General features: G+C 46.6%; 21 protein-coding genes. 2 read left to right on the top strand and 19 right to left on the bottom strand.

What is annotated here, in order from left to right; translation table 11 throughout:
* Nucleotides 1–25: 25 nt before the first annotated feature.
* The 5 genes from dnaB to BQ7367_RS05820 form a co-directional block, all read right to left on the bottom strand.
* Nucleotides 26–1,369, bottom strand: coding sequence for a replicative DNA helicase (dnaB, locus tag BQ7367_RS05840; RefSeq protein WP_072524606.1), 1,344 nt, complete (start codon nt 1,367–1,369; stop codon nt 26–28).
* Between the two features lie 12 nt (nt 1,370–1,381).
* A complete protein-coding gene (gene rplI / locus BQ7367_RS05835; RefSeq protein ID WP_072524605.1) occupies nt 1,382–1,831 on the bottom strand; it encodes a 50S ribosomal protein L9 in 450 nt (149 codons plus the stop codon).
* 1 nt (nt 1,832) lies between these two features.
* On the bottom strand, nt 1,833–3,881 hold the full coding sequence (locus tag BQ7367_RS05830; protein ID WP_072524604.1) for a DHH family phosphoesterase: 2,049 nt from the start codon (nt 3,879–3,881) through the stop codon (nt 1,833–1,835).
* A 305-nt stretch (nt 3,882–4,186) separates the two neighbouring features.
* Nucleotides 4,187–5,218, bottom strand: coding sequence for an NAD(P)H-dependent amine dehydrogenase family protein (locus tag BQ7367_RS05825; protein ID WP_072524603.1), 1,032 nt, complete (start codon nt 5,216–5,218; stop codon nt 4,187–4,189).
* Between the two features lie 241 nt (nt 5,219–5,459).
* Nucleotides 5,460–8,042, bottom strand: coding sequence for an FAD-dependent oxidoreductase (locus tag BQ7367_RS05820; RefSeq protein WP_072526097.1), 2,583 nt, complete (start codon nt 8,040–8,042; stop codon nt 5,460–5,462).
* Nucleotides 8,043–8,303: 261 nt separating this feature from the next.
* Between BQ7367_RS05820 and BQ7367_RS05815 the strand changes: the two genes are divergently transcribed.
* On the top strand, nt 8,304–10,526 hold the full coding sequence (locus BQ7367_RS05815) for a CAP domain-containing protein (RefSeq protein WP_072524602.1): 2,223 nt from the start codon (nt 8,304–8,306) through the stop codon (nt 10,524–10,526).
* Between the two features lie 141 nt (nt 10,527–10,667).
* On the opposite strand, the gene rpsR is transcribed toward BQ7367_RS05815, so the two are convergent.
* The 12 genes from rpsR to BQ7367_RS05755 all read right to left on the bottom strand — a co-directional run bounded on the left by rpsR (nt 10,668) and on the right by BQ7367_RS05755 (nt 20,039).
* The gene (rpsR, locus tag BQ7367_RS05810) at nt 10,668–10,934 is read right to left on the bottom strand and encodes a 30S ribosomal protein S18 (RefSeq protein WP_015527519.1); all 267 of its coding nucleotides are present in this window, start codon (nt 10,932–10,934) and stop codon (nt 10,668–10,670) included.
* 31 nt (nt 10,935–10,965) lie between these two features.
* Entirely contained in the window at nt 10,966–11,406 is a 441-nt protein-coding gene (locus BQ7367_RS05805) for a single-stranded DNA-binding protein (RefSeq protein WP_072524601.1), read from the bottom strand.
* Between the two features lie 16 nt (nt 11,407–11,422).
* Entirely contained in the window at nt 11,423–11,710 is a 288-nt protein-coding gene (gene rpsF, locus BQ7367_RS05800) for a 30S ribosomal protein S6 (protein ID WP_072524600.1), read from the bottom strand.
* Between the two features lie 126 nt (nt 11,711–11,836).
* A complete protein-coding gene (locus tag BQ7367_RS05795; RefSeq protein WP_072524599.1) occupies nt 11,837–12,025 on the bottom strand; it encodes a DUF951 domain-containing protein in 189 nt (62 codons plus the stop codon).
* A 35-nt stretch (nt 12,026–12,060) separates the two neighbouring features.
* Entirely contained in the window at nt 12,061–12,852 is a 792-nt protein-coding gene (gene srtB / locus BQ7367_RS05790) for a class B sortase (protein ID WP_072524598.1), read from the bottom strand.
* 48 nt (nt 12,853–12,900) lie between these two features.
* Nucleotides 12,901–13,536: a lactate utilization protein gene (locus tag BQ7367_RS05785; protein ID WP_072524597.1), complete on the bottom strand. Its 636-nt coding sequence runs from the start codon at nt 13,534–13,536 to the stop codon at nt 12,901–12,903.
* Nucleotides 13,537–13,611: 75 nt separating this feature from the next.
* On the bottom strand, nt 13,612–14,370 hold the full coding sequence (locus BQ7367_RS05780) for a type 1 glutamine amidotransferase (protein WP_072526096.1): 759 nt from the start codon (nt 14,368–14,370) through the stop codon (nt 13,612–13,614).
* Nucleotides 14,370–15,785, bottom strand: a complete 1,416-nt coding sequence (locus tag BQ7367_RS05775; protein ID WP_072526095.1) for a MurT ligase domain-containing protein — start codon at nt 15,783–15,785, stop codon at nt 14,370–14,372. Before BQ7367_RS05775 ends, BQ7367_RS05780 begins: the two co-directional genes overlap by 1 nt.
* A 130-nt stretch (nt 15,786–15,915) precedes the next feature.
* The gene (locus tag BQ7367_RS05770; RefSeq protein WP_072524596.1) at nt 15,916–16,785 is read right to left on the bottom strand and encodes a Cof-type HAD-IIB family hydrolase; all 870 of its coding nucleotides are present in this window, start codon (nt 16,783–16,785) and stop codon (nt 15,916–15,918) included.
* Nucleotides 16,782–18,119 (bottom strand): sedoheptulokinase, encoded by a 1,338-nt coding sequence (locus BQ7367_RS05765; RefSeq protein WP_072524595.1) that lies wholly within the window; start codon nt 18,117–18,119, stop codon nt 16,782–16,784. Before BQ7367_RS05765 ends, BQ7367_RS05770 begins: the two co-directional genes overlap by 4 nt.
* 187 nt (nt 18,120–18,306) lie before the next feature.
* Nucleotides 18,307–19,452 (bottom strand): AI-2E family transporter, encoded by a 1,146-nt coding sequence (locus tag BQ7367_RS05760; protein ID WP_072524594.1) that lies wholly within the window; start codon nt 19,450–19,452, stop codon nt 18,307–18,309.
* The gene (locus BQ7367_RS05755; RefSeq protein WP_072524593.1) at nt 19,449–20,039 is read right to left on the bottom strand and encodes a PD-(D/E)XK nuclease family transposase; all 591 of its coding nucleotides are present in this window, start codon (nt 20,037–20,039) and stop codon (nt 19,449–19,451) included. Before BQ7367_RS05755 ends, BQ7367_RS05760 begins: the two co-directional genes overlap by 4 nt.
* Nucleotides 20,040–20,320: 281 nt before the next feature.
* Here BQ7367_RS05755 and BQ7367_RS05750 point away from each other — a divergent pair, with 281 nt between their 5' ends.
* Nucleotides 20,321–22,048, top strand: a complete 1,728-nt coding sequence (locus BQ7367_RS05750; protein ID WP_072524485.1) for an IS1634 family transposase — start codon at nt 20,321–20,323, stop codon at nt 22,046–22,048.
* A gap of 431 nt (nt 22,049–22,479) precedes the next feature.
* Here the strand turns inward: BQ7367_RS05750 and BQ7367_RS05745 are convergent, their stop codons facing one another.
* Complete coding sequence (locus tag BQ7367_RS05745) at nt 22,480–23,586, bottom strand: ABC transporter permease (RefSeq protein ID WP_072524592.1); 1,107 nt, start codon at nt 23,584–23,586, stop codon at nt 22,480–22,482.
* A 15-nt stretch (nt 23,587–23,601) separates the two neighbouring features.
* The gene (locus tag BQ7367_RS05740) at nt 23,602–25,089 is read right to left on the bottom strand and encodes a sugar ABC transporter ATP-binding protein (RefSeq protein WP_072524591.1); all 1,488 of its coding nucleotides are present in this window, start codon (nt 25,087–25,089) and stop codon (nt 23,602–23,604) included.
* Between the last annotated feature and the right edge of the window lie 39 nt (nt 25,090–25,128).

Below are 25,128 nucleotides of genomic sequence, written 5' to 3'. Positions count from 1 at the left end.
ATCATCCTGCATCAGACAGATATTACTACTGCTGCCGCAGTTCATTTCCAAAACGTGTGTACTGCGGCATCCAGGCAAGACGCACTGTTCCGATGGGACCGTTTCTCTGTTTTGCTATAATGATCTCCGCGATGTTCTTATCTTCCGTATCCGGATTATAATAGTCGTCCCTGTAGATAAACATACACACATCGGCATCCTGTTCGATTGCCCCTGACTCGCGGAGATCAGAAAGCATCGGCCGCTTGTCCGTACGCTGCTCTACGGCACGGCTCAGCTGGGACAAAGCCACCACCGGCACATTCAGTTCCCTCGCCAGCCCCTTCAGTGAACGGGAAATTTCAGATATTTCCTGTTGCCGGCTTTCATTCTTCCGACTGTTGCTCCCGCTCATCAGCTGAAGATAATCGATTATGATCAGATCCAGCCCCAGCTCCAGTTTATACTTTCTGCATTTGGACCGCATTTCTGAAATCGTGATACCCGGCGTATCATCAATGATCATCCGGGAATTCCCGATGACTCCCGCCCCCTCGATCAGTTTTTCCCAGTCTGTATCTGACAGATTTCCCGTCCTCAGCACCTGGGCATCCACATGGGACTCCAGGGAAAAAAGCCGGTTCATAAGCTGCTCTTTTGACATCTCCAGACTAAAGATCGCTACAGCCAGATTCTGCCGAAATGCCACATGCTGAGCGATATTCAGTACAAAGGCTGTTTTCCCCATAGACGGCCGGGCCGCGATCAGAACAAGATCTGATTTCTGCAGCCCGGACAGCTTATAATCAAGATCGATAAATCCGGTGGGGATCCCTGTCACATTCCCCTTTGTCTTCGACGCCCTTTCAATTACATCAAGCGCGTTGAGCACCACCTGCCTGATCGGAATATACTCCTGGGAATTCCCGTATTCCACAAGTTCAAAAACCTGTTTTTCCGTCTGCTCCAGAATGTCCTCCAGGGGCCGGTTTTCCAGATAACATGTATTCGCTGTCTCTTCGCTTACCTTGATCAGCCTGCGCAGGATCGCCTTTTCACGCACAATCTCCGCGTAATACTTCACGTTTGCGGAAGTCTGGGTTCCTACCAGCAGTTCTCTGGCAAATTCCATACTACTGATCTCCGGAGGCACATCCTTCTCTTTTAAATGTTCCTGCAGAGTAATCAGATCCACAGGGCGTCCTGCTTTAAAAAGGTCTACCGCCGAGTCAAACAAAATTCCATATGCCGTCTGATAGAAATCCTCTCCGGTAAGTATCTCCGACGCAGTCATGACCGCATCTTTGCTCATCAGCATCGCCCCCAGCACTGCCTGTTCTGCTTCAATGCTGTGGGGCGGTATGCGTTTCATTGCCGATTCTATATCCATGAAGAAATCTCCTTATGCTTCTTCCTTTACAACAACTTTCAGCTCCGCTGTTACTTCCGGATGCAGCTTTACACTCACAATATGGGTACCCAGCGACTTGATCGCTTCTTTCAACTGGATCTTCTTCTTATCTACATCCAGACTCATCTGATCCTTCACGGCTGCCGCAATCTCCTTGCTGGAGACAGAGCCGAATGTTCTTCCGCCTTCTCCCACTTTAATTGAAAGCTCTACCTCTCCTTCCGCCAGCTGCGCCGCCAGTTTCCTGGCCGCTTCCAGATTTTCCTGAGCCATCTTTTCTTCATTCTGCTTTTGAAGCTTCAGATCATTCAGATTCTTTCCCGTTGCTTCTGCCCCGAGTTTTTTCGGCAGAATAAAATTTCTGGCATAACCGTCATTTACATTTACAATCTCTCCTTTCTTTCCGAGAGATTTCACATCCTGTAATAAAATCACTTTCATTTTATATATCTCCTTCCTCGATCATCTGGTCTATGGTATCTTTCAGCGCGCTGATAGCTTCATCGATATCTGTATGATCGAACTGTGCCCCGGCGGAATTAATATGTCCGCCGCCGCCTAATTTTTCCGCGATGATCTGCACATTCACCTCATCGATGGAGCGCGCGCTTAAATAAATCTTCCCTTCATATACTGTAAGCACGAAAGATGCTTTGATTCCGCTGATATCCAGCAGTTCATTGGCTGTCTGGGCTGCCAGGACCGTTGGGCTGTCAATATCGCTGGGGCACTGCGCAATGGCATATTCTTTGCGATAGACTTCCGCTTTACGCACCGCCTCGGCCTTTGCCCGGTAAGACTCTATGTCATCCCGGAACATCTTCCGCACCCGCGTGATATCAGCGCCGCACCTCCTCAGAAAAGCCGCGGCCTCAAATGTACGGACGCCTGTGCGGTTCATAAAATTCCTTGTATCGATCATGATACCCGCATACAGACAGTCTGCCTCCACGGATGGAAATTTAATATCATCCACAATATATTGCAGCACTTCCGCCACCATCTCACAGGTAGAGGAAGAGTAGGGCTCTACATAGGACAGGACCGCGTTCTCGATCACATTGCTGCTCTGCCGGTGATGGTCCAGAACCGCGATCATGCGGGAACGCTTCAGAAGCTCCGGACATTCTGTAATCTGGGGCTTGTTCGTATCTACCACAATGATCATCGTATTATCCGTAATATAGTCCATGGCCTGGTCTGAAGTAAGGAAAATATCATCTTCGTAAGCCGGGCTCTCCGCGATCTCATCATACAGAGGACGAAGAGACTCTGTCACTGTATTTATCACAATATGGGCCTTCTTCTCCAGACTTACCGCAGCTCTGTAAATGCCCATGCATGCACCGAAAGAGTCCGGGTCAGCGATCTTGTGGCCCATAACAATGACCTGATCCTTCGTCACAATAAATTCCCGAAGAGCCTCTGCCTTTACACGGGCCTTTACACGGGTATTCCTGGCAGTCTGTTCCTTCTTGCCTCCAAAATAGGTGATCCCGTTGCAGTCTTTGATAACTGCCTGGTCTCCACCCCGGGCCAGCGCCAGGTCAATGGCCACTCGCGCATACTGATAACTGAGCGCGTAGGTTGCCGTATTCAGCCCGAGCCCGATACTCAGCGTGGCTGACCGGGCGTTTCCGATATTGACCTGCTTTACTTCCTCCAACAGTGAGAATTTATCATCCGCGATCTTTTTGTAGCTTTCTTTTCTGAGAACGATAAAATATTTATCCTTCTCCATTTTCTTAACGATGCCGTCCACGTCGCCGATATATTTATTGATCTTCCGGTCAATCAGGGCCACAAGGAGAGACTGCCGGACTTCCTCCACACTCTCCATGACCTCGTCGTAGTTGTCTATATAAATAAGGCCCGCTACCATCCGCTGTTCTTCATTTTCACGGATATACGCGTTCAGCTCTGTCACATCCTGCAGGGAAATGGCCACAAAATATTCTTCCTCCGCCGGTATCTGCACCAGCTTCTCCTTCTGGCTGAAGCCCTTCAGTGACACTCTCCGCAGCTCTGCCTGATAATTTCTTTCATTATAAACTACTTCCAGCTCTACATGCTCCATGTCATCTTTCGGAAACACACCGGGATGAAGCTCCGGGAGCATATGATTTAAAAATTTCTCTTTCCTCGCGCCTGTCATCAACTCTGAAAAAGCGTCATTCTTCCACAGAATACGACCATCTTCCAGGGCAATCGCATACGGGACCGCAAGCTCTTTGAGAAGCGTGTTTTCTATTCCTTTGTACTGCGCAGAAAACTGGATCAGATCTGCCAGGATCAAAGATCGGTTATAAAAATACAGGCCTCCGGCAATGGCAAGATATATCAGAATGAATACCGTCATAATAAATCCGGCTTTCTTGTCGGTCATATAGACCCAGACATCCATGGCCGCCAGCAGGATCGTCATAATAAGCGGCCAGTTCATATACATTCTGAGCTGTCCCTTCAGACGCATTTTATTTTTCTTTTTCATAATGATATCACTCCATCCGCGTCTGTCCTTCAGACACGCACAATGCTATCTCACAAAATTTCCCCTCTTTTTTGTTACGCCGTATTATTATAGCATCTTTTTTGATTTTATTCCACTATTTATAAAAGGAACCGGAAGCATGCTGTCTCTTGGGACATCATACTGCCGGTTCCCTTGTTTTTATTCCGGCCGGACTTCACCTATCGGTAAAAGTCCAACAGCCTTGTAAGAATCCTTTTTAATGTATCTTTCTTCCCCACATTTCCCGGGAAGATCAGGAATCTTCCTCCTCTCTCCTATCCGTCCTATACATACAGGTTCAAAGGATATGCCATATATTCCACAGACTCCAGTTTATCTACAGTAATATATCCTGCCGGAGCTCTCAAAAGACTTGGGATCCGGTTTACGATCGTAGCGCAGGTGTGCTCTACTGTAGCTGGTTTTATCACATGAAATTCCGTATCCGGCTCCCCGCAGATTTTCCAGTCGCACATATCTCCGTCATCTGGCCCATAAACCTTTCCAATACACTGGGTCTCCAGAATAATGCCCTGGCTCGTCTCTGTTGTCACCACAGCACTCATGCCAATACAGTTTCCCTTTGGTATCGTCTCACCCAGTGTCTGGGAATACAGGTCTGTGTCGTAGAAATATGGGACACATTTCTGAGTGTTTGCCCTGACGGTCAGTCCCAGCCTGTTTGCCAGTGCTTCGTTAGAATTCCATACATAGGAGGGAACGATCTCCTCCGGGTGTGCCACCTCGGCCTCAAACTGTTCAGGTGTAAAGCCCGCTCCATGTGCCTTTGCCAGTGCCAGGCCGTAATCCTCCACATTATAGCTTACGGCACCTTCTATCTTTCTGATCAGATGACAGCCTGCTGCCACCTGTGCGACCATATTGATCCAAAAGATGTCCTGCATGCCGCTTCCTGCAATTGTACATCCTGTTTCCTTCGCGAGCCGGTCCAATCGATTTGTCTCTGGCGCTGCCGTTGTCCACGGATAAACTGCCTCTTCACATGTGGTGATGACACTGATCCCTCGTTTCACACAGTCCTCGAACATCTTATAACAGTCTTTTACAAAACTAAAAAGTGTAACTACAGCTACATCCGCATCGCATTCGTCCAGAACCTTATCTGCATTGTCCGAGATGATAATTCCGGTCTTTATTCCCAGTTCCGCGTAGTCTCCTACATCCATACCCACGACCTTTGGATCCACATCAATGGCTCCCACAATCTCAGCCCCCTTCTCATACAGGTAACGCAGCGTATATTTCGCCATCTTGCCACACCCGTACTGAACAACTCTGATCTTCTCAAATATCATAACCGTATTCCTCCTTATTTTTGAAGATTCCCATATCGGTATCGTCTCCTCAAAACCCCATAATTATGCGCATTCCGAAGACTGAAATTAAAATCGACGGGCTGTTAATCATCCAGATCTGTCCAGGGACTTTTACAGTTAAAAAGGGAGACAAATAAAAAAGAACCGGAAGTATACTGCCTGTTCAGGCATCATACTTCCGGCTATTTTGCTTTTTGTTCCGGCATCCCTATGCTTTTTTCTAGCAGGTTGCTCCGCCTTTCAGGTGCTTCTGCGCTCTGATGTTCTCTTCCTTCCTTGCCAGGAGATCGTCTGAGAGCAGTTGTTCCTGAACATTTTCAAACCCGATTCTCGCTACAGTGTCTGCAAACCGCTCTCCTGTAATTCCCTGTTCGCGGAACAACAAAATCGCTTTTTCGACGACAGAAAGTACCTCTTCTTTATCCGTAAACACTTGATCCAGATATCTTCCCTGAGCCACTTTCTTTCCCCAGCGGCCTCCGATATAAATGCGGTAGCCGTTTATGTAGTCTTCCACTGCGTGGAACGGACATTTTCCCACACAACGTCCACAGTGGTTGCAGTATTTTTCATCAATAAACAGTTTGCCGTCCGACAGCTTCGCCACATGGATCGGACAATTCTGCTCCACCTGGCAGACTTTACATCCGCGGCATTTCTCCAGATCGATCCGGGGAATTCTCTGTCCAATGATCCCCAGGTCATTGAGATCTGGTTTCACACAGTTATTCGGACATCCGCCCACCGCGATCTTAAATTTATGCGGCAGCTTCACCTCCCGATATCCGTGATAAAAGCGCTCATGGATCTCCTCAGAAAGAGCAAATGTGTCGATCAGGCCATACTGACATGTCGTCCCTTTGCAGGACACTACCGGGCGTACTTTAGATCCAGTTCCACCTGTCTCAAGGCCTGAGCGCATCAGATACTCCCGAAGGGGTTCTATATTTTCAAAAGGCACGCCCTGGATCTCCATCGTCAGCCGGGAAGTCATCGTCACCTCACCGCTGCCATACAGCTCTGCGGCCTCGGCAATCGTCCGTGCCTCATCTGCTGTAATCTTTCCGTTTCTGGTAATGACTCGCCCATTAAACTTATCTGGTGTTCTTTTGTCTTTCAGGAATCCAAGCGCCTTTACCCTTGTCTCTTCTTCTTTTGATACTTCAGCGTCAGTATTTTTCACCTTTACATCATTAAAAAATGTAGAGCCCTCCAGGACGACCGTATTCGTATATCCATAATAGCGCATCCGGTTTTGCAGAAAATATGCCCGTTTTCCCCTTGCGCAGACAAGCAGAAGTTTCTCATCTTTTCCAAGTCCCTCGATTTCTCCTGTTACCTCTGCCAGATTCACATAGAAAGCTCCACGGATCGCAGGTTCCGGTCCCACATCCACAATCCGGAAACCGTCTGCTTTTCCCGCCGCATACTCAGCCGGTGTCATGCTTACAATCCCGCCGTCCAGCTTGTTCATCAGTACGTATACTGCCTGTACAAAAGGATGGATCGCCGTGGAGAAAGGAGGCGCATAGGCGAAATCCGCATTTTCAAAATCCTCCAGGACCGCTCCCATATTGATGCCTGTCACCGCAATATCCACCATCTTATCCACAGCTCCGGGACCAAACACCTGGATTCCCAGAAGTTTCCGCGTCTGGCGGTCAGCAATCAGTTTTGTGATAAAGAAAGAAGCATCCGGGTAATAATGAGCTTTATCGTCCGTCGGCACAAGGGCTGTGATAACATCATATCCGGCTGCCTTTGCCTGCTCTTCTGTCAGGCCCGTGCGTCCGATATTCAGTCCCGGCAGCTTCACGACCCCGGTTCCCAGTACGCCTGGATAATTCTTATTCGTTCCCGTCAGGACCTGAGCCAGCGTGCGCGCTTCCATATTTGCCGAAGAACCCATTGGAGACCATTGTCTCTTACCCGTGATCCGGTTCTTCACCATTACGCAGTCTCCGGCTGCATACACATCTTTCAGATTTGTCTTCATCTGATCATCTACCAGGATAGTCCCTCTGTACATCTCTATCCCGCTGTCTTTCAGGAAATCTGTATTGGGACGGATCCCGGCTGCCATGATCAGGACCTCGCAGGGCAATGTACCGGCTGATGTCCTGATTCCCGTCACCCGAAAGTCTCCCAGTATTTCTTCTGCTTTTGTCCCTGTAATCACGCGGATGCCCTGTCCGAGTAAATGTTTCCTGGCATATGCTGCCATCTCTGGATCAAGGATATTGGGAAGTATCTGGGATGCGAAATCGATCACCGTTACACCGATACCCTGTTCTTTCAGGTTGTCGGCAGCCTCCAGGCCAATAAATCCTGCTCCGATCACTACCGCTCTTCTGACTTGATTTTCTTCTATGTATCTGCGAATACCTTCTGCGTCATCGGGTGTACGCATCGTAAATACTCCCTGCAGATCAGTGCCTTTGACCGGCAGCTTGGCCGGAGACGCTCCTGTCGCGATCACCAGTCTGTCATAGGAACAGGCTTCTATATCCCCTGTGTCTGCATCCCTGACTGTCACTTCGTTTTTTCCCGCATCCAGCGCCACAGCCTCTTTTCCGGTCAGCACCTGTACTCCTGTCAGTCCGGAATATTTCTGCGGAGTATTTACGATCAGTTCATCCCTGCTTTCAATCAGCCCTCCTACATAGTATGGAAGCCCACATCCTGCGTAGGAGATGTCCTTATCCTTTGTGATCACGGTCACCTCAAGGCTCCTGTCCTCTCTCTTTAATTTTGCCGCTGCTTTCGTCCCGGCGGCAACTCCTCCGATAATCAGCACCTTCATAATCGTCCTTCCTTCCCGCGGCAGGATATCTTCCCTCATCCTGTGCGCATCCGTTTCATGGTAAATGTACTCCTGTTTATAAGTATACCTCTTTGAATAGATATAGCAACAATTCTTTTATTCTCACTCTGCCAAATTCAGATATTTACTGCATGTTACTGAGGAATGATTGTAATTGACAAAAACTTTTGTTATATTTGAAACGAGGATATAAACTTTTTCCCGTATCACATGATTCTATTACACAAGGAGGTAAGGTTTATGAAAAAAAAGAGGCTCATCTTAGGATGTATATGCGCCGGATGTGTTTTCATAACAAATCCGGGATATGCATTCGCTGTCGAATCAGCGGGGAACATGCCGCAGGACACAGCCAGCGGCGAAAACTTGAAAGAAAATGTTGTACCGGAAAATGAAAGCGATATAACTGCCGGGGAAACTCCGGTGGGAGAAGACCACTTTTCCGGAGATAGCAGCACACAAGAAGAATCCGGCAGCACTTCTGAAAGCCCAAAAAATGCGGACCTGCAGGAAGAGGTTTCCGATACGGACAGGCAGGCATCAACAGCGCCGACCGAGACTATCCAGGCAAACAGGGCACTGGATGGATGGGTTGAAGAAAGCGATGGTATGCACTATTACATCAATGGTACCGAGATCGTCAACCGGGGATACAAAATCGAGGACAAATGGTACTATTTTAATGAGGATGGCGTCTCGATGCGCAACTGGTTCCGCCAGAAGGGCACGGACAGATTCTATTATGATGAAAATGGCTGGCTTGTAGCCAATACTGAATTAGATATCAACGGAAAGCACTACAAATTCCTGAGCAGCGGTGCAGCTTACAAAGGCTGGGACAATACATCCTCCGGCACATACTATTATACCGAGGACGGCAGCCGCGCGGCCGGAGAAGGCCTGAAGATCAACGGCTACTGGTATTACTTTGAAAGTGACGGTCAGATGCTCACTGGCTGGCGGGAAAAAGAAGGTGGTTACTATTACTATGATGAGCAAGGACATCTTCTGTCAGGATTGGGCATAAAAATCGATAATAAATGGTATTATCTGACATCAAGCGGTAGACGGCTGCAGAACGAATTCCGCCAAAAAGGAACCGACAGATTTTATTATGATGAAAACGGCTGGCTGGTAAAAAATATCGAGCTGGATATCAACGGTGAACATTATAAGTTCCTGAGCAGCGGCGCCGCATACAAAGGATGGGACAACACATCCTCCGGCACATACTATTATACCGAGGACGGCAGCCGCGCGGCCGAAGAAGGCCTGAAGATCAACGGCTACTGGTATTACTTTGAAAGCGACGGTCAGATGCTCACTGGCTGGCGGGAAAAAGAAGGCGGTTACTATTACTATGATGAGCAGGGACATCTCCTGTCAGGATTGGGCATAAAAATCGATAATAAATGGTATTATCTGACATCAAGCGGTAGACGGCTGCAGAACGAATTCCGCCAAAAAGGAACCGACAGATTTTATTATGATGAAAACGGCTGGCTGGTAAAAAATATCGAGCTGGATATCAACGGTGAACATTATAAGTTCCTGAGCAGCGGCGCCGCATACAAAGGATGGGACAACACATCCTCCGGCACATATTATTATACCGAAGACGGCAGCCGCGCGATCGAAGAGGGAGTCAAGATCGGCAGCTACTGGTATTATTTTGACAGTACCGGAAGTTTGATGACAGACTGGTGGAGAACAAAAGATGGAGGAAAATATTATTATCAGTCAGACGGCCGGCTGGCTGTAAATATCGGACTGAAAATCGACGGCTACTGGTATTATTTCTCCAGCAGCGGCAAAATGCTGACCGGCTGGAGGCAAAAAGGTTCTGACTGGTATTATTATGACAGCAACGGCCATCTGGTGTCCGACTGTACAATGACCATCGGCGGCTACAAATATGCATTCAATAGCAGCGGCAGGATGCTGGCGTCAACCTGGTACAATGGAGAATATTATGGTTCCGACGGCAGACAGACCACTCCTCCTTCCGGGGTCGCCTCCTACACAATCGAGCTGCCCGGAGGAAACACGACGACAGTAGTCGGTCAGATTAACACCTCAGCTTCACAGCAGATTTTCAATATGCTGAATCAATACCGGATACAGAACGGGCTTGCTCCCCTTAAACAGGCTAACTCACATCTTCAGGCCGCAGCCAATATCCGTGCCTGTGAGCTGGCATACCTGTACTCTCACGATCGTCCCAACGGGCAGTCCTGCTTTTCTGTATATCCGTATTCAAACGCAGAGAACATCGCATCCGGATACGGATATGGCGGCTTTGTCTTTTCACCCGATCTTGCGATGTACGGCTGGATAAACTCGCCGGGACATAATGCCAACATGCTGAACACTTATTCAACTACTGTGGGAATCGGTGCGTTTACACAGACCATAAATGGAATGACCTATACATATTATGTACAGTTATTTGCTCTTGATTGATTCTGTATAAAAATCCAGGGAAAGGGGAACCGACAGAGTCTCGCAACACTGCATCATCTCCTTCCCTGCGAAAAGAGCCGCCCGGGCATTTATTCCTGCCCGGGCGGCTCTTTTTATCATATTCCTTATCTTGTGGATCTATCAGTCCTGAACGTACGGCATCAGAGAAATATGTCTTGCTCTTTTGATCGCTACTGTAAGCGCTCTCTGGTGCTTCGCGCAGTTTCCAGTGATCCTTCTGGGAAGGATCTTGCCTCTTTCAGAGACATATTTCTTTAATTTCGCAACGTCCTTGTAATCGATCTCGTTATTTTCTTTTCCGCAGAATACGCACACTTTCTTTCTTCTGCGCGCCGGGCCTCTCCTTTTAAAACCGCCCTCTGGTCTGCTTCCCTTTTCGTAAGCCATGATGGTTATCTCCTTTCATCTACAATGAAGGTCAGTTGAACGGCAGCTCCTCATCAATGCCATCAGGGATATTCATAAATCCGTCGCCTGCCGGCGCACTGGGTGCCGGTGCCGGCTGCTGGTAGGATGATGCTCTGTTGGCTTCACTCTCTGCCCGGCTCTCCGCGAATTCCTGCTCCTCCACAATCACTTCCGTCGTGTATACTTTCACGCCGTCCTTGTTTGTGTAGCTTCCTGTCTGGATACGTCCGGATATGGAGACACGCATTCCCTGGCGGAAATATTTCTCCGCGAATTCTCCGGAACGACCGAAGACGACGCACGGTATGAAATCCGCCGTAGGCTCTCCGTCTCTCTTGAACCTGCGGTCTACGGCAAGTGTATATCTCGCTACCGCTGTCGCGTTCTCTCCCTGTGAATATCTGACTTCAGGATCTCTTGTCAACCGTCCTACTAAAACTACCTTATTCATATATACCTCTTTCCGCTTATGCTTCCTGCTTCACGCATAAATACCTGAGCACGTTGTCCATGATGCGGATACGCTGTTCCACTTCTCCCGGAACTGTAGGCTCAGCCTCGAAGTGTACGAAGTAGTAATATCCTTCTGTCATCTTCTGGATCTCATAAGCGAATCTTCTCTTGCCCCACTCGTCTACGTCAGTCACATTGCCGCCGAAACGTGTGATCAGAGCTTTCACTTTCTCGATCACGTCCGCTCTCGCTTCGTCTTCGAGTTTTGCGCTCACAACAACAGCTAATTCATACTTATTCATGTTCTTGCACCTCCTTATGGTCTCTGGCCCCCGGCTTCACTCCGGGAGCAAGGAATTATGGTACTGACCGGATTTGATCCGACAGTATGTCACGGTTATTCATCTTACCATAAGAAGTCCATTCTTTCAAGCTTTTTTTGTGATCTTCCTTGTATTTTTTTCCACCAGCCTGCGGGGGACCATGATCTGATGTCCGCATCCCATACATTTGAGACGGAAATCAGCTCCGGTACGCAGCACCTCCCACTCCTGGCTCCCGCAGGGATGAGGCTTCTTCATTCTGATAATATCTCCCACATCAAATCTGTCCGCCATATGTTCTGTTCCTTTCTTTTCCCCGTGTCCGCTGTTTAATCCGTCGCCGTCAGCACTCCCTGCACGAGAAAGCGTTCATCATCCCTTACATTTGTACAGGTAGACAGGCTCACGATCTGGGACTGAGCATTCACCTCCACATCCACCTGATAATTGGAAGACTCTCTGCAGAGCTGGATATACTGCTCAAATTCCTCGTCAGAATTAAATTCAAGATCGTAATTGTCGGCGTCATCTTTGACCACGCCCACCGAAAATACGGTATAGGTCCTTACCTTACCGTCCGGCGTATAGATATAGAAATCCGGGTGCTCTTTACAGAAAGATTCGTCTTCATACTCAAAAAGCTGTGAAAACATTTCCCCGCCTGTATTAAGATGATGTCCGTAAATAAATGTATTTCGGTCAGAAAAATCCGGGGTATTGCGCTCATCCATAAAAATTGCTCCCAGTTTATTGTCATTAGCGGAAAAGGTTCTTGTCAGATATTCCTCATTATCCTCTCCCTGTACAACCGGATAATTTATAACAGAAGGCTCATCAAATCGTATCCAGGCCACAGTATCCCTGTTTTCTTTCATCAGAGCGTCAAAATCCACACTGAATCCGCTCCCGTCCTCATCCGCCGTAAGCGCGATATCCCTGATTTCATCATATTCCTTTTCTCCTGTATAGTAGGGCACCAGTATAATAACAAGCTGATAAAGAGAAAAGACGAATACACAGACCGCAGCGATCAGCACGGTCCCGGAAAGGATATTGAACGCTGTCCGTCTTCTCTGTCTTTCTTTTTTATTCCGAGGATTTCTTTTTCTATTTCTGCCCATCCCGGCTGTCCTTTCTAAAATTACTTATTATTCTTGAAACGGATCACTTTAAAATCCCAGATTCTCATCCACAAGGATAATCTTGAACCGTTTCGGTATTCTGCTGAACCTTGTAATCATAATCTGACAGCAGATACAATCCGGACTCTTGCAGTCAAAACAGCTGCCGTTTTTCACACAGGGAGTATCGATGCCGAATCTCTGAGTGTTGATTGGCGCCGCCTCATTCCTGGCCCTGTGCATGGCGTCTTCCTCTGTCTTCACGATCTTGTTCATCCCCACGATCAGGAGGACATTTTTCGGACCGAACGCATACGCTGCCACACGGTTGGCATTCCCGTCTACATTTATGAACACGCCGTCCTCGCTCATGGCATTGACACTGCCCAGATACCAGTCGCTGGTAAACGCTTTCAGTGCCATCTCATCCTTTTCTTCCCGGCTGGAAGCTTTGTCTCTGTCACAAAAATCATAGTCGCCAGAACAGATCGCGTCCCGAAACCCTACCTCCTGGACGGATTTAGATCCTCCCATATTGATACTGCTTCCTTTCGGGATCAGCTCCAGTGCCTTCTTCACTGCTTCTTCCTTTGTAGACGCATAGTACGCCTCCATATTCCTGGACTCCAACGCCTTTACCACACGCTCTCCCAATGCTTTATTTCTCTTCTGCCTGACATCCATCTGATCGACCTCACTTTCTTAAACTTACAACTGATTGCTGATACTATTTTATTCTGAGAACAGTATAGCATATTTTTAAGTGTATCGTTTGATGGTTTCTTTCAGAATATATTTTTTGTCGCTGTATCTGCTCACGATATATTGATTCGCCTTGCGCTCCAGCTCATCTTCCAGGGGTGCAAGCTCCGCTTCCGGCCCATATTTTTTCTTCAGAGCTTTCTCCAGGAGATAATCGCACACTTGAGGGTTCTTGGGAAGCAGAGGCCCATGCAGATATGTGGCGATCACATTTTTGTACACAACACCCTCATATCCTGACTTCCCCGTATTTCCAAGCCCGTAAAACACTTTTCCAAACGGTGTATGATCCCCGATATAAGTCCTTCCTCCATGATTTTCAAATCCTACTACCGGCTGTTCAAACAGCGGGCTGTTGAGTACGATATTCCGGATAAGACGCTCAGGCTGCCACTCGGTGGTAATGTCCAGGATGGAAAGGCCCTCGATCGTCTTCTTGTCCGTCCTGTAATATTTCCCGAGAAGCTGATAGCCGCCGCATACTGCCAGGACGACACCGCCCTCTTCTACATAAGTCTTGAAATCTTCCCGTATATCCTTCAAAAAACCGCAGACCAGTTCCTGCTCCCGGTCGGATCCCCCTCCCAGGAGCACGATATCCAGTTTTGTAAAATCGATCTTATCCCCTGAGAGAAACGGAACCACATCCGCCTCAATACCACGCCACTCAAGGCGTTTACGAAAACACTGAATATTTCCCCGGTCGCCGTACAGGTTCAAAAGGTCCGGGTACAGATGTCCGATCGTCAGTTTCATCATTCTTCCGTACCTCCTTCCATTCCTCTTGTATTCGTTTCAACCTGTCCACCGTTCCCCGATCCGTCTACATTTTCGCTTTTCTCCAGCTCTGACAACAGATGGTTCGTGCAGTACAGACCGGAATAATTTACAATTACATAAAGATTCTTTGTCCCATTCCTGGCGCAGTCCAAAACCGCTGTTTTCATATCTGTCGTAGAGTCACAGGGAATATCTTCATATTTCAGGCGCAGCCCCATGTCGTGCCGGCGTGTTCCCGCCGTAATGATTCTGCCGGCATTACTGTCAGCCAGATACTGAAAATCCACATCCCACAGCCAGGAGATATCTTCTCCGTCCTGATAGGTGTCATTGATCTGTATAATGATATCCTTCGGCTTTGGATCTTTGAGCACAAGAGATACCTTCTGCTGGAACCCGATCGGATTTTTTGCCAAATGAAGCTGAACGCGGGCACCTTCGATCTGAAAGATGCTTTCCCTGTTATTTCCATAATCAAACGCTTCGATCATCTGTTTAAAACCGGCAAATCCCGCGCCCAGTGTCCTGAGGGCAGTGTAAGCAGCCAGCGTGTTGTAGATATTGTACGGAGTACGTACGGCGGGATCCAGATGCAGCTCGTTTATATCAAAAGAATAAAATTCGTCCGAAAACTGAATATGTTCCGCCGTATAATCCGGATCCGGCCGTTTCCATCCACAGTTCGGGCAGTGATAGATTCCCAGCTGTCCATAATGGAAGAATTCATACTCCAGCTTTTTCCCGCACTTTCGGCAAAAAATACTTTCTCTGATCTCGGAACGGGATCTATCGTCAAAGATCTGTTCGCTGATTCCATAGGTCACATATGGATTCCCGCTGTTTTCCGCAAGAGAATAGGACAGGATATCATCACAGTTGATAACCAGCGTTGTCTCCGGTACACTTTTTACAGCGTTCATCAGCTTATTGTACGTAATGTCCACTTCCCCGAAACGGTCCAGCTGGTCCCTTGATATATTGGTCAGCAGGGCACAGTCCGGCAGAAGCTTGGGCAGAACACCCACGGAAGCGATCTCATCCACCTCGATGCAGGCGTAGTCCGCGTCCAGATTTCCTTTCTTATCTGTCTCCAGAACAAACGCCGAAATAATCCCGTTTAACATGTTTGCCCCGGTGCGGTTGATAATGACTTTCTTTCCTTCGCTCTCCAGAGCTCTGCTCAGGATGGCATTGGTCGTCGTCTTTCCGTTAGTTCCCATTGTAACGATCGTCTTTTCTCTCACCTGGGAAGCCATCTCCCGCAGAATATTGGGATCGATCAGACGGGCCACATAACCCGGCAGTGTAACCCCGCTCCCTCTATTTAGTTTTTTGATCAGGCTGCTCGTGGCTTTTGCACACTTCACAGCAAATTTACTTCTTAATCTCATCGTTTCATCCATCTCAATCTCTGGTATCCCGGCATCATTCCAATCAGCTTCGATGCCCGTTTCATTCACTGTCTGTTACATTCAGAGGTATTATACTGAAAATCCCTTCATAAAACAAGGGCGGCAACCGCTAATTCTGCCGTTTCAAAAGTTCCTGTATCGCCCAGGCAACCCCCTGTTCTGTGTTCGAGCGCGTTACATATTTTGCCGCCCGTTTTATCTTCCAGTCCGCATTCCCCATTGCCACTGTAGCGCCAAAGTCCATAGAAAGCATGGACAGGTCATTTAAGCTGTCTCCGATAGCCATCACCTCGTCCATGGTATATCCGAGAGACTCGATATACTCTTTCAGGACAGGTCCCTTCTGAGCTTTTATATCTGTAATCTCCAGATTTGTCATAAAAGAAGAAGAGACCGCGATATCCGGATTCTTTTCCTGGCTTCGCCTGATCTGATCCAGCATTTCCAGATCTCCGGTAAACAGAAAAATCTTATACACTGGAACTTCCGTCTTTTCCAGTTCTTCCAGGCTTGGGATCACATCAGAGCGTTCCTTCATTTCCCGGTAGAGATCCGTTTTTGTCACTTCGTCACGACACATATTCATATGAAAGAGCTGGATCTGACGGATCAGGCTTTCCTCTCCCTCTTCCGGTGTTCCTACAAAGTAGTTGCAGCCACTTGTACAGAATACTGCCGAAATAGGATACTCCTTTATTTCCCCGTAAACCCGCCTGCACAGCTCCCTGTTCATGGGGTGTAACGCCACGATCTCCTTCCGGGGATTGCGGACTTCCGCTCCACTGCTCACGATGTAATCACACACGATTCCTGTCCCTTCCAGCTGCTGCATCGCACCTTTAAATTCTCTCCCTGTTGTTATGATAAAACGGATTCCCGCATCACACGCGTCTTTTACCGCCTCCAGCGTTTCCGGCGCAATCCTGTGGTCCTCTCCCAGGAGCGTCCCGTCCATATCACTTGCAATCACTTTAATCATACGGTTCTTCCCTCTAGTTCTGTATTTTTCAAAATATTCCCCGCATATACCGCAGCTCCATATGCTGCCTCTTCCAGCGTTTCCGGAAGAACAGGGTCTGCAAGGAACATTTCCTTAATAATCTTCTGAAGGACTTTGTTCTTCCGGACAGCATTTCCTGACGCAGCCAGGCGGTCCATCCCGATCTCCGTATAGCTGCGTATCTCTATATACATATCATAAAGTTCCCGTACAATCCCCTTAAGAACTCCGCAAATCACACCACCCGGAGTAAAATTATCCTCACTGATACCGGCAATACTTCCTCTTAGTTCCGGCTTTGACCTGGTTCCGTTAAATGTCGTCACTATCTCCAACCCGCTGTGCTCACCATATGCCTCCCGGGCCAGTTTTTCCATGATCTCATACTGAGAAATATTTCCATACCCTGCCGCCTTTACATATGACCGGAAAAAATTCTCCAGAACCGCATATGCTCTTCCCCCACAAAGCGATGACCCGGCCAGCAAATACTTCCCTCCCACAAATGGTCTTGTCTCAATCCCTTCAATCTCATAATACCTGTCAGAAATCACAGAAATCTGTCCTCCGGTTCCTATATTGACGAGATAGGTATTCGGTGCCTCTCCCGCGGCTCCGAGAAAACTGGCCTGGTTATCCCCTAGGGCAGCCATAACGGGAATTCCTCTGTGCTCACCCAGTATATATGGCTCTTCTGTCACTTCCGGAAGAATCGCCGGATCTAACTTTAGCTGTTCCAGTAATTCTGTCAGGAATTTTTTCTTCCTCGTATCAAAAAAACCAAGGCCCGCCGCATTGGTGACATGAACCACAGGCGTCCTTCTCCCGGTCAGCACCATACCCAGGTAATCCATGATCGTACAGACCGATACCGCCTGATCTGGAGCGATCCCATTTTCTATATTAAATAAATGTGTAAGTAGCCCGTATCCAGACGGGACATATAGTCCACATTTCTCATAAACTGCCTCCACCATCGTCCTTCCATCCCGGCGGGGAATATTTCCTCTTCCATCCTGCCACGTATACAATGGGCTGATGCATTTCCCTTCCCTGTTGAGATAGAGAATCCCGTGCATCTGCCCTGTCAGCCCGATCGCCTTGATATCCGGGAACCGCCTAAGATACCCATCTGCAGCCTCAACCGCACAGTCAATGATCCCTGTCACATCCTGAACCTTTTCCCATCTGTACTGTGTCCTGATCCGGCTTTTATTCTGGACTGTCAACGCCTTACTGCAGTGCCGGTCATCGGTATCTGATAAAATGATACTGATCGTGGTAGTGCCAATATCTATCCCCAATGTTTTCACATTCTAAATCCTTTCTTTTTACAGAACGGCTGTCTGCCCGTATTTACCGGAACATTCAGCCTTCGCAATGGAAGAAATTTCCCAGATTAAAAATATTATAACATATAAAGAGCGTCTGTGTCACAGATGCCTTGATCAGAAAAGGCAAAACACAGACGCCACACTGACATCCGAGGGAATGACTTCGTTATGAATTACGCTTTTTCCTCAGCCTCTTATATACACTTGCCCGGAACAGAGTGTACACAACAGATGTAATTGGAATAAATATGAGCATTCCCACAACACCCATCAGATTCCCTCCGATCGTCACTGCCGCCAGAACCCAGATAGAGGGAAGACCTACAGAACTCCCCACCACTTTCGGATAGATCAGGTTTCCCTCGATCTGCTGGAGGACCAGAAATACAATGACGAATATAAGAGCCTTCAGAGGAGCCACCATCAAGATCAAAAACGCGCCCACAAAACATCCGATAAACGCCCCGAAAATAGGGATCAGTGCCGTAAATGCTATAAGCACACTTACTAAAAGCGCATATGGCATGTTCAGGATATTCATGACAATAAAAAACATAGTTCCCAGGATAAGCGCCTCTACACACTGCCCTGTAAAAAAACTGGAAAAAGCTTTGGAAGCCAGTCCGAATACTTCAAAACACCAGTCTACTCTTTTCTCCTGGAGAAACGCCCGCATGACTTTCTGCACCTGTACCCCCAGCTTCTCTTTCTGGAGCAGTACATAGCAGGCGAACACAAATGCGATCACAAAAGTCGCCACTCCGCTTACAATAGATCCGATAGCGGAAACCGTCGAATTGAGAACATTTCCTGCCCCGTTCTGGAAGAAGGCCATTACACTGTCCATTAATCTGCCCACATCGAGATTCAGATTGTCAAGCCAGGCTCTCATCTCGCTGTTGTCCGTAAACAGTTCTTCTATAAACCTCTGCGCCTGGGGGATAAATGCCTGGATCGTTTTACCAAGGGAAAGGACCGTCCTTGTCAGTTCCGGAATCACGACAAACATTACCAACACTACAATACCGATCACGATAAAAATCGTCAGAACCAGACTTACAGGCCGGGCAATCCGCTGCGCGAACTTTTTGTCCTTCAGATACTTATTACCAAAAATCTTCTCCTCCAGAAAGCTCATGGGTATATTCACTATAAACGCAATTCCTCCGCCAAGAAGAAACGGTGTGATGATGCCCACCGCAAATCCAAGCCATTCAAAAAGGATCCTGTAGTTCCAAAGAGCGATCAGGATCACGATCGTAAACAGGATCAGTTCCTTCAGTTTCCGCATATTATCTCTGTCTAAATTCATAGTTCCTCCTGTTTGATGCCACAGTTTTCCGCTGTCTTAATCTCTTCCGGAGTAATACCTGTAAATCTTACAATGTCCTCCGCCTTCATACCATTTTCCAGCATTTGTCTGATGAGAGCCTGTCTTTCACTTAGACGCCCCCTCTGGATTCCCTGTTGAACTCCTTGTTGGATCCCTTGTTGAATCCCTTGTTGAAGCCCTTGCTGCACCCCCTGCCTGAGCCCCTCTTTCACAGCGCTGTCCATTAGAGTATTATAATCTCTGACAGCTTTTTCCCTGGCTTCATATTCCAGTCGTTTCTGCTCATCTGCGCTCAGCTTCTCCAACTCACTATATGCTTCTTCAATATATTTATCTGTTTTCGCCATCTCTTTGAAATCCTCTCTGGTCTTTCCGTTAAAAAAGCGCATCCACCGAATGACCCCTTCTTCATTTCTCACTTTCTCCGGAAGCTTTCCAAGCTCTAATATGTGCAATTCCAGCAGAGCCGCAATAAATCCTTTTCTTACCTTTTCATTCTGCATCAGTTCTTTAAAGCAGAAATCCACCGTAGGAAGCATTATGAAATTGTCGTTTGTCTGTACCATAGATTCTCTCCTTTCCTCCTGGAAACAAAGGATCCTGCAGGAAAGGCCGTCTATGTACATCTCTATTTTAACATATCTTTATGCTGTGTAAAGGCGTAACCTGTTTTCTCTGTGATCCTGTGTTTCATCTGTTTCATCGCCGGGTCGGGAGTTTGACAGTTGCATAATTAAAAAAGTGCTTACAGGCCGCATAGAGCCTGTACTTTTTTTGTCAAATTTTTTGTTTTACTATCTAGTAATATATAGTGATATATGATATAATTATTATAGAGGTGATTTCAATGCGTGTTACTACATCTAAATCAAAAAATTCCGAATCCTTTTACATTACAAAATCCTATACAAATGCCCAGGGTAAGAGCACTTCTACCACAATTAAAAAACTGGGTACCCTGGCCGAATTATCGGAACGTCTTGGCACCGACCGGGATGGCGTCATGGCGTGGGCAAAAGAACAGGCAAGAATCGAAACAGAAAAATATAAAAAAGAAACGGAAGATGCAGTTGTTACGATCCCTTTCCATTCTAACAGGCTCATGGACTATAACAGAAAAAAACTTTTTACCGGCGGTTATCTCTTCCTCCAGTCTGTTTATTATGGTCTGAAGATGGATTCCATCTGCCGAAAGATCAGATATCGTTACAAATTTAAATATGACCTGAATGCGATTCTCTCGGATCTGATCTATACCAGAGTCCTGGAGCCTTCCAGCAAAACTTCTTCTTTCAAGGCTGCACAGCAATTCCTGGAGGCACCAACTTATGAACTTCATGATGTCTACCGCGCGCTTTCTGTTCTCGCAAAAGAAAGCGATTTTATTCAGGCCGAAGTTTACAAGAACAGTTTTTTCATGGGGAACAGAAACGATAAAGTGCTTTATTATGATTGTACAAACTACTATTTCGAAACCGAGCAGGAAGACGGTGATAAAAAGTATGGAAAGAGCAAAGAACACAGACCCAATCCTATCATTCAGATGGGACTGTTTACCGATGGAGATGGGCTTCCATTAGCTTTTTCTCTTTTCCCAGGCAATCAGAATGAGCAGAAGTCCTTAAAGCCCCTGGAAACAAAGATCCTTCAGCAGTTCGGCTGTCAGAAATTTATCTATTGCAGCGATGCCGGACTGGCTTCTGAAGATAATCGAGCCTTCAACCATCTTGGACAGCGTGCATTTATTGTGACACAGTCTATCAAAAAACTTCCGGCAGAGGATCGGGAATGGGCCCTGGACACCAAAGGATTTAAACGTCTGTCAGATGATTCCCCTGTTGATATCACGAAGCTTTCTGATGATGATAAACAAGGCCTTTTTTATAAAGATGAACCGTACACTACAAAGAAACTCCATCAGCGTCTGATCATAACCTATTCCCCCAAATATGCCGCATACCAGAAGGCTGTCCGTGCCGAGCAGGTCAGCCGTGCTGAAAAAATGGTTGCCAGCGGCTCTTTGAAAAGGCAGCGAAAAAATCCCAACGATCCTGCAAGGTTCGTAAATAAGATCGCAACAACAAAAGAAGGAGAAAAAGCGGAAATCCATTACTATCTTGATCCCGAGAAGATCGCAGAAGAAGAAAAGTATGACGGGCTTTATGCCGTCTGTACCGACCTGTTAGATGATGATGTAGCAGACATCCTGAAAGTCAGTGAAGGCAGATGGCAGATTGAAGACTGCTTTCGGACCATGAAAACAGACTTTGACGCAAGGCCTGTTTATGTAAGCCGTGAAGATCGGATAAAAGCCCATTTCCTCATCTGCTTTTTAGCTTTGCTGCATTTCCGGATGCTGAAAAAGACATTAAAAAATCCCTGTACTACAGAGCAGCTGCTGCACGTACTGCGCAGCATGAAGTTTGCCGATATAGAAGAACAAGGTTTTATGCCGGTATATGAACGTCAAAGGATCACGGATGACCTTCATGATGTATGTGGCTTCCGTACAGACTATCAATTTATAACAAAACGCAAAATGAAAGAGATCCAGAAAAAAAGTAAGCGAAGATAAAACATTACTATATTTCAAGTATAGAGCAAAAAGTGCCACAACCCCAGTATTTTCAAGGATTGTGGCACTCATTTTTTCTTTTCAACTGTCAAAAATGGGATTTTAACATATCTTTATGCTGTGTAAAGGCGTAACCTGTTTTCTCTGTGATCCTGTGTTTCATCTGTTTCATCGCCGGGTCAACGCCTGGAACTCAGGCACCGAAAATGAGACTCTCTGCCGCCATGCGGCATAGTTAATAGATTTATCCGGCATGACAGAAAACATGCCTTAGTTTGTGTAGACTTAGGATAACACGGCTAGAACGGAAAGGCAACCACATATTTCCAAAATATCAGAAACGAAAATGGTCCTGGATCTTTCTCCTCGAAAAACCCAGAACCGATTATAATAAAACATTGTTTTTACTGGATGGAAGCTTTTCTCTTGACCTATTCTTCCATGTTCTGAATCAACTTTTCATTCTTTCTGCTCTGTTTCATCGTTTTAATCTTACCGCTGATCACAGGCGCAAGAGTCTGGACCAAAACTACCAAGATGAGGACAATGCCCTGGAATGTCCCCTGGATATAAATATCCAGACCGCTGGCAGAAATAATACGGTCAATTGTGGCATAAGATAGTGCGCCGAACAGTATACCGATCACTTTTCCCTTGCCTCCGGACATGGATACTCCGCCAAGCACAACTGCTGCAATCGCATACATTTCATAACTTGTCCCGGAAGAAGCCGGCGTTATCGACGTATTTTTCCATGCCTGGATCAAGGACGCGATACCAGTCAGAATACCACAGATGACAAAAACCGATATCTTGATCCAGTCTACATTGATCCCGGTCAGACGTGATGCTTTTTCATTGCTTCCAATTGCATAGACTCGTTTTCCATATTTTGTATAGGAACTAATATAGACCATAATCGCGACCAACACCAGAAATACAAGCGTGATATACGGAATCGTAATACCTCCAATGGAGATCCTTCCCGAACCGATCGTACGAAGCACATCATATCCGGCTGCAGTGTCCAAAAGCTGATATTTATAGGAACTTCCTGTATAATCAATATTTATAATCGTCACACAGTATTCTGCGATCGAGCGATAGATCAACATTGTCCCCAGGGTAACGATAAACGGCGGCATCTTTCCCCATCCTACAAGAGCGCCATTGATAAATCCGCATAATGCTCCTGCAGCAACAGCGAAAAGGACTGTTAAAAGAATGCTCTCTGTTATATTGTAAACGATCACCGAAAAACTTCCTACCAGTACAAGCATAGAGCCAACGGAAAGGTCAATCTGTCCCGTTATAATGATAAATGCCATGCCAAGGGCTATTATACCCACCACAGCTCCGGTCGTACTGCTGAGTATCGCGGCGATATGATTCCAGTTAAAAGTATATCCTCTGTTGCTGACTACAAGAGAATAGATCACCAAAATTACCAGAAGGACAAGAATAAAACTATATTCATATATAAAATTTTTTATATACCGTCCACCCTTTTTGCCTGCTTTTACATTGTTCTCTTTCATAATCTGTCTGCTCCTCTATACATTGATCGCATTCGTCGCGTACTGCATGAGCCTGTGCTCGTCGATCTCTTCATGTGTAAATTCGCCGATAAGGCGCCCTTCATAGAGAACCAGACAACGATCTGCGATTTTTTTAATTTCCGGTATTTCCAGCGTATTTACCAGGATCGTCTTTCCTTCTTCCGCAAACTTCAGGATCAATTTATAAATTTCTTCCTTGGCCCCCACATCAACTCCCTGAGTCGGATTATCAAAAAGCAGGATATCCGCGTTTGTATTCAGCCACCTGGCAATAAAGACTTTCTGCTGATTCCCGCCAGAAAGAGCATTAATAGAATAGCCGGATGATTCCGCCTTTATATTCAGTACATCTTTCATCTGTGAAAATTTTTTCTGTTCGCGTTTTTTAAATATATGCTGCATAAAGTTGGATAAAATATGCTCTGCGCAGTAAAAATTCTCCAGAATCGTCATATCAGGGATCACAGAATTTTCCTTCCGGTTTGAAGGGAGCATGGCCACTCCTCTCTTCATCCGGTTCTTGATCCCTGCTCTTTTCTCCTTCTTTCCCTGGATTGTCAGCATACCGCTGTAAATCGGCACTGCTCCGAAAATGCACTCCAGAACTTCGCTGGCTCCGCAGCCTGCCAGCCCGGTAAGCGCAAGGATCTCACCTTTCCTTACTGTAAAAGACAGATTGTCAAATCCAGGTCCGGAAAGATTTTTTAACTGCAGGATCTCATCTCTCAGCTCTCTTTTTATATATGTATCACCTGCATCCGCCGATACACCCACCATGTATTTTGTTACTTCTTCCGGAGATGTTTCGGAAATTTTTCCGGCAGCTGTTACTTTTCCGTTACGGAGCACCGTATAGCGGTCGGCTATCTCAAAAATCTCCGGCATTTTATGAGAAATAAAAATAAAGGATTTCCCCTGTTCCTTTAACCTGTTTATTATAGCAAACAAGTGTTTTATCTCCTCTGTGCTTAATGCCGTAGTCGGTTCGTCCAGTATCAGAAGTTTTGCGTTAAAATATAACGCCTTGCATATTTCCAGCAGTTGTTTTTCAGATGTTTTCAGTTCTTCCACAACTGCCGCCGGATCCATTTCCAGCCCCAGCATTTCAAACAGCTTCGCGCTTTCCTCTATCATCTCCTTTTTCTTGAGCTTTCCCAGTTTTGCTGTTTTTTCTTTTCCAAGAAAAATATTTTCATAAACGCGCAGATCATTGATCACGTTTAACTCCTGATGCACAAAAGCGATTCCCAGCTTTTCCATTGTTTTGATCGTAGGGCTGATGACACGTTCTCCGTTAAATTTTATTTCGCCCAGATCCAGTGAAAGTACACCGCCCAGAATGTTCATAAGCGTAGACTTTCCCGCTCCGTTCTCTCCCAGAAGCGCATGGACCTCTCCCTCTTTCACTGAAAAATCCACATCAAAGAGAACCTGTGTCGTATAAAACGATTTTGAAATATTTTTCATTTCTAATAGGTCCATATAGATGTTCTCCTTTTCCGGTTTTGAAAAGCGCCCCAA

Origin of the sequence: Clostridium sp. Marseille-P3244, assembly GCF_900120155.1 — a bacterium.
Lineage (GTDB): Bacteria > Bacillota > Clostridia > Lachnospirales > Lachnospiraceae > Mediterraneibacter.
The sequence above is the reverse complement of the archived record's forward strand: the minus strand, read 5'-3'. Positions and strand labels throughout refer to the sequence as shown.